Origin of the sequence: Bradyrhizobium sp. STM 3809, from assembly GCF_000239795.1 — a bacterium.
In the GTDB taxonomy this organism is placed as follows: Bacteria; Pseudomonadota; Alphaproteobacteria; order Rhizobiales; family Xanthobacteraceae; genus Bradyrhizobium.
On record NZ_CAFJ01000419.1, the window covers coordinates 1 to 10,451 of the forward strand.

12 protein-coding genes and 1 tRNA gene are annotated in these 10,451 nt (G+C 66.6%); 4 read left to right on the plus strand and 9 right to left on the minus strand.

Translation table 11 applies throughout. The features are described 5' to 3' along the window. The 4 genes from BRAS3809_RS20175 to BRAS3809_RS20190 form a co-directional block, all read right to left on the minus strand. A partial coding sequence (locus BRAS3809_RS20175; protein ID WP_035657146.1) for a thiol-disulfide oxidoreductase DCC family protein occupies window positions 1-191 on the minus strand: 191 nt, incomplete at its 3' end. Next, complete coding sequence (locus tag BRAS3809_RS20180) at window positions 191-1,519, minus strand: SDR family oxidoreductase (RefSeq protein ID WP_008963899.1); 1,329 nt, start codon at window positions 1,517-1,519, stop codon at window positions 191-193. The genes BRAS3809_RS20180 and BRAS3809_RS20175, both read right to left, overlap by 1 nt. Window positions 1,520-1,529: 10 nt before the next feature. After that, window positions 1,530-1,997 carry a DUF2269 family protein gene (locus BRAS3809_RS20185; RefSeq protein WP_008963900.1) on the minus strand — a complete coding sequence of 156 codons (468 nt, stop codon included), beginning with the start codon at window positions 1,995-1,997 and terminating at the stop codon, window positions 1,530-1,532. A 10-nt stretch (window positions 1,998-2,007) separates the two neighbouring features. Next, on the minus strand, window positions 2,008-2,913 hold the full coding sequence (locus BRAS3809_RS20190) for a dienelactone hydrolase family protein (protein WP_008963901.1): 906 nt from the start codon (window positions 2,911-2,913) through the stop codon (window positions 2,008-2,010). Between the two features lie 241 nt (window positions 2,914-3,154). On the opposite strand from BRAS3809_RS20190, the gene BRAS3809_RS20195 reads away from it, so the two are divergent. From BRAS3809_RS20195 to BRAS3809_RS20205, 3 genes are all read left to right on the plus strand, one after another. Beyond that, window positions 3,155-3,664, plus strand: a complete 510-nt coding sequence (locus tag BRAS3809_RS20195) for a GNAT family N-acetyltransferase (RefSeq protein ID WP_008963902.1) — start codon at window positions 3,155-3,157, stop codon at window positions 3,662-3,664. Between the two features lie 237 nt (window positions 3,665-3,901). Then, a complete protein-coding gene (gene ppa / locus BRAS3809_RS20200) occupies window positions 3,902-4,438 on the plus strand; it encodes an inorganic diphosphatase (RefSeq protein WP_008963903.1) in 537 nt (178 codons plus the stop codon). A 127-nt stretch (window positions 4,439-4,565) separates the two neighbouring features. After that, the gene (locus BRAS3809_RS20205; RefSeq protein WP_035657148.1) at window positions 4,566-6,053 is read left to right on the plus strand and encodes a M20 family peptidase; all 1,488 of its coding nucleotides are present in this window, start codon (window positions 4,566-4,568) and stop codon (window positions 6,051-6,053) included. A gap of 11 nt (window positions 6,054-6,064) precedes the next feature. On the opposite strand, the gene folD is transcribed toward BRAS3809_RS20205, so the two are convergent. The 3 genes from folD to BRAS3809_RS20225 all read right to left on the minus strand — a co-directional run bounded on the left by folD (window position 6,065) and on the right by BRAS3809_RS20225 (window position 7,981). Further along, window positions 6,065-6,949: a bifunctional methylenetetrahydrofolate dehydrogenase/methenyltetrahydrofolate cyclohydrolase FolD gene (gene folD / locus BRAS3809_RS20210; RefSeq protein WP_008963905.1), complete on the minus strand. Its 885-nt coding sequence runs from the start codon at window positions 6,947-6,949 to the stop codon at window positions 6,065-6,067. A 319-nt stretch (window positions 6,950-7,268) separates the two neighbouring features. Beyond that, on the minus strand, window positions 7,269-7,598 hold the full coding sequence (locus BRAS3809_RS20220) for a DUF167 domain-containing protein (protein WP_008963907.1): 330 nt from the start codon (window positions 7,596-7,598) through the stop codon (window positions 7,269-7,271). 92 nt (window positions 7,599-7,690) lie between these two features. Further along, window positions 7,691-7,981, minus strand: coding sequence for a YggT family protein (locus BRAS3809_RS20225; protein WP_008963908.1), 291 nt, complete (start codon window positions 7,979-7,981; stop codon window positions 7,691-7,693). 209 nt (window positions 7,982-8,190) lie between these two features. Between BRAS3809_RS20225 and BRAS3809_RS20230 the strand changes: the two genes are divergently transcribed. Further along, window positions 8,191-8,266, plus strand: a tRNA-Ala gene (locus BRAS3809_RS20230). Between the two features lie 132 nt (window positions 8,267-8,398). On the opposite strand, the gene BRAS3809_RS20235 is transcribed toward BRAS3809_RS20230, so the two are convergent. After that, on the minus strand, window positions 8,399-9,205 hold the full coding sequence (locus tag BRAS3809_RS20235; RefSeq protein WP_008963909.1) for a glutamine amidotransferase: 807 nt from the start codon (window positions 9,203-9,205) through the stop codon (window positions 8,399-8,401). A gap of 244 nt (window positions 9,206-9,449) precedes the next feature. Beyond that, entirely contained in the window at window positions 9,450-10,229 is a 780-nt protein-coding gene (locus tag BRAS3809_RS20240; protein ID WP_008963910.1) for an SDR family NAD(P)-dependent oxidoreductase, read from the minus strand. Window positions 10,230-10,451 lie beyond the last annotated feature (222 nt).

Sequence of the window (10,451 nt, forward strand, 5' to 3'; positions counted from 1 at the left end):
TCGGGCTCGTCCGGATCGATGCCGAACGCCTGCGCCAGCCGGATGCCATAGGGCGACTGGATCGGCGTGAAGCGGAAGCGCTTGGTGGTGTCGCGCGCGATCACGAACCGGACCCAGCGCGAGCAGAACACGCAGACGCCGTCATAGAGGATCACGTTGTCGTCGGGCCAGCTCGTCGTCACTTTCGTCATCAGCGATTGTCCATCATCAGCAGCGCGACCAGCATCAACACGATCGCGGGTCCCGTCTTCACCAGGGCGCCGAGCGGCTCGAGCCAGAGATCGGGGGTGAGCACCGCGCATCCCAGCATGTAGCTGAGCGAGACGACAATGCCGGCAGCGAGGCCGAAAGCCGCCGTTTTGCGGAACGCGATCAACACGCCGACAGACATGTCCATCATGCTGGTGATCGCCGCGAACGGGACCGCAAAGCCCTCCGGCCAGCCGCGCGTCGTCAGGATCGCCGTGGTCGCCGGAAACGAGATGAACAGCGCGATGCTGCCGGAGGCGATCCAGAACAGCACCAGGCTCGCGATCATCAGCGCCTTGATCAGGAACAGCCGCGCGAACCATTTGTCCTGGATGGTGGCGCCGTGCGCGCCGACGGTGTCGGCGAGCGACAGCGGCGCGAGGCCGGTGGCGGCGATCCAGGGCGCGGGATCGCCGCGCACGCCGCGGCGAAGCTCGGCGATGGCGGTCGTGCGCATCGGCGGCATCCAGCCGAGCCGGCTCGCGAGATCGCCGGCCAAGGCGCCGAGATCGACCAGCGGCGCAGGCATCGCAAGCCGCGGCCAGTGCGACGTGCCGAAGCTGCGGCGGAAAGCTGCGACGACATCGCCAAGGCTGACCGGCTCCGGCTGCATCAGGTCCCAGCTGATCGCGCGCGCAGTCTCGTCGTCGATCGGCCGCGCCGCGAGCCAGGCGATGGTCGCCGCGATGTCCGCGACAGCCACCGGCTGGAACGGCGTCGCGGCGTCCTTCGCGGGTAGATTCACCGGCAGCGCCGCGAGCGCACGCACCATCGCGCTGCCGCCATAGGCCGACGGCGCGATCACGAAGCCCGGCCGCAAAATCGCAGAAGGAATCCCGGAGGCTGCGATCAGCCGCTCGGCCTCGCGCTTGGTGGTGGCGAAGGCGGTGTGATCCTCGTCGGCCGCGCCGGGGATCGAGATGTGGATCAAGCGCATGCCGCGGCCGCAGGCGGTGATGGCTGCGATCAGCCGTGCGACGAAGTCGCGATGCACGGCGGTGGTGTCGCTGCCGGGGCCGTCCTGCAGCACGCCGAGGCAATTGACGACGACGTCGATGTCATGCGCACGCAGCAGTGCCGCGAGGGCGCTTGCGTCCATCGTCATGATCGGCAGCTCGATGTCGGCAGGCGAGACCCGCTGCGAGGCCGAGAAGGCGCGTGCAACGCCGATCGCCGCAAAGCCGCGCCGGCGCAGATCGTCGGTGACGAAGCGGCCGATCAGCCCGGAGGCGCCGAGCACGAGGATGCGCGAGGTCGGAGATGCGATCATGCAGATTCCGTTAGTACGGCTTGGCGATCATCAGCCAGAGAATGGCCATGACCGAGCCGAAGCCGGGAATGCCGCACAGGAACCAGCGGCGGAACACGGTGAAATAGCGCTGCGGCAGCTTCTCGGAGCCGAGATCAGCCGCGCGCGCGAGATCGCGCAGCTCGATCTGCATGAAGATCACGGGCACCCAGAACAGCCCGGCGACGGCGTACAGCACGAGCGAGGTGAGCAGCCAGCCGTCGGTCACCGCTGTCGACGACAGCCACATCAAGGTGCCGCCGGTCACCGGCTGCAGCAGCACCGCCGACAGCGTGAACAGCATGTCCGCGATCACCACGATTCCGGCGGTCCGCGCGATGAACGCGGCCTCGCCGCTCAGATGCGCCATCAGCATGAAGAATGCGATTCCCGTCCCGGTGCCGAGAATGACGATGGCGCCGAGGACGTGCAGATATTTGACGAGGAAATACAGCGTCATCGTGGTCCTGTCAGTTCGCCGGCATCGGCCGTGCCGAACGCCGTATCCGCGGCTTGGTCAACGCGCGCGCGAGGACGTCTGACGCCGCGTCGATGCCGCTGTCCTGCTCGATCAGCGCATGTCCGTCAGTGCCCGACGACGGCAGGAGTTGGAAGTCGACATGCCCGCCGGCTGATCCGAATGCATCGGCGAGCTGCCGCGACAAAGCGGGTGGAAAGTAGCTGTCATTGGCTGCGACCAGCCAGGTGACGGGAACGGACGCCCTGCTGCCGAAGGCAGCGGCTGCAGCCCGCAGACGGTCCGCGGCGCAGACGCGACCCGGCACGTCGTCGGCGTGGCCGCCACGGCCGGGCGCGAATGCGACGATCCGCGAGATGAGCTGATCGGGCTCGTCCGCCAGGGCGAGCGCGCCCCAGCCACCGGCCGAATGGCCGATCACGACGGCGCCACCTTTCGCAACGAACGGCTGCCCGCGCATGTAGCTGAGCGCGCGCAGGATCTGCGCTGCCGTCGCCCGCCCGGCGTGTTCGTAGTCCGGATCAGCACAGTCGCCTTGATCCTCGAGATAAGGTCCGCCGGTGCGGCCATGGCCGAGCCGCTCCGGCACCAGCACCGCATAGCCGCGCGCGACCAGCCGATGGGACAGCGCCGTGTAGCTCGGCTGCGGCATCTGCGCGCGCCGCAGCGGGTTTTGCGTCGACGCATGCGCGATCAGGGCCAGCGGGAACGGCCCGTCACCGGCGGGCCGGTACAGCAGCGCATGCGCAGGAAATTCGGCCATGGTGGACGGCACCAGCCACTGCTGCTGCCGCGCCGGTTCGCCTTCCGGCGACACCGGCCCGAACGGCTGCGCCCAGGCGTTCGGCCCGGTCAGGACGAGCACGATCAACCATGAGACGCAGCGAAGCAGCACCATTCAGCGAGGCGGGAGATTTGTTGAGCTCAGGCCACACTAGCCGAGGCCACCGCGACTCAGTTGCAGTTTTTCGTTCGACCTATGAACGTGCGGTGACATGACACCAGCGACTGGCGAGATTGTTGCTGAATTGTCCCTTTTCGGTACAGGTTTCCGCCGCTGTGATGCCGAAAGTCCACAGGTTAACCGATCTTTAACGTGGCACCTTGAAGGCGGACCGCCGACTTGCTTTGATCCGGTCATGAGCACAACCCTTATCGAAGTCCGTCCGGCCAAGGCTGCAGATGCGGCTGCGGTGGCGTCAGCCCATGATGAAGCTTGGCGTTCTGCCTATCAGGGAATCATCCCTGGCGCAGAGCTGGAGAAGCTGATCAACCGCCGCGGTCCGCAATGGTGGGACAGCGCGATCCGCAAAGGCAGCCGCGTCAGCGTGCTGGTGTTCAACGACAAGGTCGCAGGCTACGCGAATTACGGCCGCAACCGCGCCCGCAGCCTGCACTTCGACGGCGAAGTCTACGAGCTTTATCTGCGACCGGAATTTCAGGGGCTGGGGTTCGGTCGCCGGCTCTTCCAGGCGGCCAAGCGCGATCTCGCGCAGAGCGGCCTGAAGAGCATGGTGGTGTGGGCGTTGTCCGACAACGATCCCGCCACCGAGTTCTACCGTGCCTTGGGTGGCCGCATGGTCGCACGGTCGTCGGAGCGCTTCGGGCCGAAGTCGCTCGACAAGGTCGCCTTCGCCTGGACCAACTGAGCCGGCTGCCGGGTCCGGCGGATCCGGGCCGGGGCACGCTCCCGGATGCGCCAAAGCTCTTGGATGCGGTAAACTGGACGCGTTAAAGATAAACGCGTCGGCGAATTGAACTGAAGGTCATGGGGTTGAGGTAGCTGTTGCGCAGCCGCGATTTTTTTGCGACTGCGAATGCGCAGCGCTCGTGTTGCGAGCGTCCAACCTTCAAACGTTCAACCGTTCACGTTCAACGGAGCATCCATGCGCATCGACGCCATCCCGATCGGGAAAGATCCGCCGCGCGAGGTCAACGTCGTCATCGAAGTGCCGGTCGGCGGCGAGCCGATCAAGTACGAGCTCGACAAGGAGGCCGGTACGCTGTTCGTCGACCGTTTCCTCTATACGGCGATGCGCTACCCCGGCAATTACGGCTTCATCCCGCACACGCTGTCGAACGACGGCGATCCCTGCGACGTGCTGGTCGCCAACACCCGCGCGATCGTGCCGGGCGCGGTCATGAGCGTGCGCCCGGTCGGCGTGCTGCTGATGGAGGACGAGGCTGGCGGCGATGAGAAGATCATCGCGGTGCCGTCGTCGAAGCTGACGCAGCGCTACGACAAGGTCCGCACCTATTCGGACCTGCCCGACATCACGCTGCAGCAGATCCAGCACTTCTACGAGCATTACAAGGATCTCGAGCCCGGCAAGTGGGTCAAGGTGCTGCGCTGGGGCAATGCCGAGGACGCCCATCAGCTGATCGCCGAGGGCATCGCCCGCGCCAAGGCGGCGAAGAAGTAGCCCGCGCCGACGCTGCAACGTCCAACGCCACGCTCACGCGGGCGATGGACTTTCGCGCCCGCTCCGAGCAGTTTCACGGCGTCGCAGACAAGATCTGCGGCGCCGTCTTGTCTTGGAGTATTCTGCGATGCGCCGCCTGATCAGCTCGCTTCGATATCTTGGTATTCTCGTCCTGGCGGCGGGCGCGGTGCTCGTCGCGACCGTGCTGTTCAACACGTTTCGCCACGGCTCGCGGCAGCTCGAGGTCGCGGCGCTGCCGAAAGCCGGCATCGATGCCGAGGCTGCGGCGCAGCGGCTCGCGGCGGCGGTTCGTTTCCGCACCATCTCGAGCTCCGACGATCCCGAGCTCAATGCCGATGCCTTCGCCGCGCTGAAGGCGCATATCGAGGCGAGCTTCCCGGCGTTCCATGCCGCCACGACACAGGAGGTCGTGGCCGGGCACAGCCTGCTGTACGCCTGGAAAGGCACCGACGCGACGGCCAGGCCGATCGCGCTGCTGGCCCATCAGGATGTGGTACCGATCGCGCCGGGCACCGAGCCCGACTGGGCCGTGCCGCCGTTTGCCGGCGTCATCAAGGACGGCTTCGTCTGGGGCCGCGGCGCCTGGGACGACAAGGGCAATCTGTATGCGATGCTCGAGGCGGCCGAGGCGCTGGTCAAGGCCGGCTTCACGCCGAAGCGGACGATCTATTTCGCCTTCGGTCACGACGAGGAGGTCGGCGGCACGAGGGGTGCCAAGGCCATCTCGGCGCTCCTCGCCGCGCGCAAGGTGCGGCTCGACTTCGTCATCGATGAGGGCCTGCTGATCTCCGAAGGGGGCATCAAGGGCCTCGACAAGCCGGCGGCGCTGGTCGGTGTCGCCGAGAAGGGGTATGCGAGCCTGGTGCTGACGGCCAAGGCCACGCCGGGCCATTCCTCGATGCCGCCGCGCGACACCGCGATCGGCATGATGAGCGCGGCGCTGGCGAAGCTCGAGGCCAACCGCCTGCCGATGCGCATCGACGGCGCGGTCGGCGAGATGTTCGACACGCTTGCGCCGGAGATGAGCGGCCTCAACCGCGCGGTCTTGTCCAATCTCTGGCTGGCGAAGCCGCTGCTGTTCGCCGAGTTCGCCAAGAGCGGTCCGACCGAAGCGATGGTGCGCACGACCACCGCACTGACCATCTTCAACGCGGGCGACAAGGACAACGTGCTGCCGGGCAACGCCTCGGCCACCGTGAATTTCCGGCTGCTGCCCGGCGACACCGAGGCAGGCATCATCGATCACGTCAGGCAGACCGTGGCCAACGACCGCATCTCGATCACGGCCCTGCGCGGCAACCGCGAGCCTCCGCCGGTCACCTCGACCGCCGGACCGTCCTATCAGCTCGTGAGCCGCACCATTCGCGAGATCTTCAACGACGCCGTGGTGGCGCCCGGACTGATGATCGCCGGTACCGATTCGAGCCACTATGCCGGAATTGCCGACAGCATCTTCCGCTTCTCGCCGCTGCGCGCGACACCGGAGGATCTCAAGCGCTTCCATGGCACCAATGAGCGGCTGTCGGTCGAAGGCTATGCCGACATGATCCGCTTCTACCGGCGTCTCATGGAAGCCGCCGCGGGCCAAGCCTAGAAAATATTGGCCTAGACGGCCGGCTTCGGCAACCCGGCGATGGCGCAGGCGGCGCGCAGCGTGTTCACCAGCAGGCAGGCCACCGTCATCTGGCCGACGCCGCCCGGCACCGGCGTGATCGCGCCGGCAACCTCGGCGGCTTCCGCATAGGCGACATCGCCGACCAGCTTCGTCTTCCCCTCGGGCGTGGGGATGCGGTTGATGCCGACATCGATCACGGTCGCACCCGGCTTGATCCAGTCCCGCTTCACCATCTCCGGACGGCCGACCGCCGCGTAGACCAGATCGGCGCGCGCGGTCAGCGCCGGCAGGTCGCGCGAGCGCGAATGCGCGATCGTCACCGTGGCGTTCTCGTTCAGCAGCAGCTGCACCAGCGGCCGCCCCACCAGGTTGGAGCGGCCGATCACGATCGCATTCAGCCCCTCGAGCGAGCCATGCACGGTCTTCGAGAGAATGATGCAGCCGAGCGGCGTGCACGGCGCCAGCGCCGGCTGGCCGCCGGCGAGCCGGCCGGCATTGTGCGGATGCAGCCCGTCGACGTCCTTGGCCGGATCGATGGCATTGATGACGACTTCGGTGTCCAACCCTTTCGGCAGCGGCAGCTGCACCAGGATGCCATGCACCGACGGGTCCTGGTTGAGCTTGCCGATCAGCGCCAGCAACTCGGCCTGCGCCACGTCCGCCGGCAGCTTGTGCTCGAACGAGGCCATGCCGGCGGCCTGGGTCTGGGTATGCTTGCTGCGGACATAGACCTCGGAGGCCGGATCGTTGCCGACCAGCACCACCGCCAGGCCGGGGGTCAGGCCGTGGTCGCGCTTGACGCGCTCGACCTCGCGCGCGACCTGCGCACGCAGGTCGGCCGCGATGAGTTTTCCGTCGATGATGCGCGCGGTCATGTCTGATCCTCTGGTGGCGTCGGTATGGCGATGCGGAGCTTTACCGGCGAACGATCCTGCTCACTTGTTACTCCGTCATGCCCGGGCCTGTCCCGGGCATCCACGTCGTTCTCAGGGCGCCGGACGACGTGGATGGCCGGGCCTTCGCCGCGCCGAAGCGGCTTCGGCCGCGCAGGCGGGACAAGCCCGGCCATGACCACGTGGAGAGAGACGAGCACATAACCGCGATCTTCAAGTGCGATAGCCCTGCCCTCAGGGAGGTTGAAGTCCGCCGTCGTCGAATCGAATGCTTGGCTACCCTGTCTCGCGTCTACTGATATTATGTCCGGGTCGGCTTATAGGCTGCGATGAGGTCGCGCAAGGCCCGATCGAGTGCCGACGCCTCGCCATCGATGGCCACCTGCTTCAGCCGCGAGGTCGCGCCGGAGGTGATTCGCACCGCCTTCTTGGTGACGCCGACCGCCTTGGCCAGGAGCTCGGTCACCGCCCGGTTCGCTTCGCCGCCGTCGGCGATGGCGCGCACCCGCACCTTCAGAACGTCGCGGCCGTCGGACAGCGTCTCGACGCCGTCGATGGCGTCGCGGCCGCCGCGCGGGGTCACGCGCAAGGCGACGGTGACGCCGCCATTCGAATTCCGCCAGGGGACCATCGCCAGGAGCCCTCGATCCGAATCAGCCGCGGACCCCATGCGACGCCAGCAGCACCGTGAATCCCGCGTTGCTCCGTCGGTAAGTCCAGGCGCTAGACGAACAGTCCCTGAAGCCCCGGGATGATCACGAACCGGATGAACTGGATGAGGATGAAGAGAACCAGAAACGAAAGGTCCAGCGCACCCGCGGGGGGCACGAAGCGCCGGATCTGGCGGAGCGCCGGCTCTGTCAGGGCATCGAGCGTGTAAAGGATCTGTCGGACGAGGTCATTCCGGACGTTGATGACGCTGAACGCGACCAGCCAGGACATGACGGCCGCAACCACCAGGATGAACACGTATAGGCCGAGGAGCCAGTCAACGAAGTCGAGGAGGCGTATCATCCGGGGTTCCTGGAACGAGCTGTCGGCCGGTTAGATATCTGTTCCCCTCCACGCAAACAAGGGAAGCCGACTGTCAAGGCTAACAGGCGATGTGAGCGTTCTTGACTTGACCAGGGCAGCGACTGTAAATGGCGCCCGATCTGCCGGCCGCCTTCCCAATCTCGTGCGGCCGCATGACCAAGCCGTCGGACTCTCAAAGGTCGTGACTTGGGGCCATAGCTCAGCTGGGAGAGCGCATCGTTCGCAATGATGAGGTCGGCGGTTCGATCCCGCCTGGCTCCACCACGCTTCGCCCTTCGGGCTACGCGTGGCGCAGCCACGCAAGAGCCCAAGGGGCGAGGCGTGGTGCCCGGCGTAGCCACTTGGCGAAGCCGGGCTTTCAGAAACCCACAAACTGCTTCTTGAACGGGACGGCGTTTACTCCGCCGCTTCCGCCAGCGCCGCGGCCGGCTCCCGCGTCAGCCATCCATCCAGGAAATGGTTCAGCCACGCCCGCTCTGCCGCGTCATGCACGGCGCGGCCTTCGAAATGATGATGGCGCGGGCGGGCGCCGGGCGTGTCCAGCCGGGCGTGGCCGCGCGTGGTCCAGCGGCACATCATCGCGTAGGTGACGTCGGGGTGGAATTGCAGCCCGGTGGCGTTGTCGTACTGATAGGCCTGCACCGGAAAGTCGCCGCCCTCGGCGAGCAGGTCCGCGCCGGCGGGCAGGTCGAAACCCTCACGATGCCAGTGATAGACGTTGTCGGGCCAATGCGGGCAGAGCTTCTTGCCCGCCCGCGTCGGCTGGATCGGGTAATAGCCGATCTCGGCGCGCCCGTGCGGATGCGGCGCCACCTTCGCGCCGAGCTGGATCGCCAGCATCTGGGCGCCGAGACAGATGCCGAGGAACGGCCGCTGCTCGCGCAGCGGCACTTCGATCCAGTCGATCTCGCGCCGGACGAAATCGTCGGGATCGTTCGCGCTCATCGGACCGCCGAAAATGACGGCACCGGAATGCCCATCGAGCGTCTCCGGCAGCGGATCGCCGAACCGCGGCCGGCGGATGTCGAGCCGGTAGCCGCGCGCGCGCAGCGCATTACCGATCCGGCCGGGACTCGAGCTGTCCTGGTGCAGGATGATGAGGACGGGCCGATGCGCCGCGGCGGCGGCCGGCGTCGGGTGGCGATGGCGAACGTCCGCCTTGGCGGTCCCGTTCGGTAAGAGCGAAGGGTCTGGCCTGAGCATCACCTGGCGATCATAGCTAAGCGAAGGTTAACGGCGCGTGAGCAAGTTCACTTTCGCAAAGCAAGCCCCGGGCCAGCAAGCCTGATTCGGCTCGCGCAAGAAATCTTCCGCGGGCGGTTTCTCAGGAGACGAACGCGGCTGGCCCGGACACGAATGCAGCACGAAAAATCTCGTGCCTTTCCTGCGCTGGAGACGAGGCCGGACGTCGCGGAGAAATTGTCAGGTCCGCGACGCGATCGCCGCTCTAGCTCCGCTTCAGCTGCAGGCGGCCGACCGCGTCGAGAATGAAGCCGCGCGGAAACCAGCGCAGCAGGAACGGCACGATCTTGATCCCGATCCCCGGCAGCACGACGCGTTTGTCGGCCATCAGGCCGCGATAGCCGGCCTCGGCGACCGCCTTCGGCGGCACATTGAGGATCACCGAATCGACGCCCGGCTTGAAGCCGGCGCGGTCCTGGAATTCCGACGGCACCGGGCCAGGGCACAGCACCGTGACGCGCACGCCATGCGGCGCCAGCTCCTTGCGCAGCGCCTCGGTGAACGAGATCACATAGGCCTTGGAGGCGTAATACACCGCCATGCCCGGCCCCGGCAGGAAGCCGGCCACCGAGCCGAGATTGAGAATGCCGCCCTTGTTGCGGATCAGCTGGCCGGAGAAGCGCAGCGACAGCTCGGTCAGCGCACGCACATTGACGGCGATCATGTCGAGCTGCTCGGTGCGGTCGAGATTCACCGCCTTGCCGAACAGGCCGAAGCCGGCGTTGTTGACCAGATACTCCAGCTCCAGCCCGGCGGCCGTCAGCGCCGCCTCGATGGTCGCGCCGGCGTCGGGCGAGGTGAGATCGCAGGGGATGACGAGCGGCTCCGGGCCACCCTTGGCGGCGATCTCCGCGGCGAGCGCCGCCAGGCGGTCCTCGCGCCGCGCCGTGAGCGCCAAACGGTGTCCGTTGGCGGCAAACACCCGGGCCAGCTCGGTCCCGATCCCCGCCGACGCACCCGTTACGAGCGTGACACGTTCACCCACGATCCCTGCTCTTCGATCACATTCCAAACATTATCCGATGGCGGCGGACGAGAGCATAGGCAGACAGGAACATGCAAGCTGCCGAAAAATGCAGCCACTCGCCCGGCGGACGGAATATCCTCAGATTCACATAGGTTTACCGGAACGGTAGATGCCAGAAACAAAATTAAAGTTTGTTCATCTCCGTGCTTTCGCCGGTTCCATGATGCCGCGGGCTCAAGC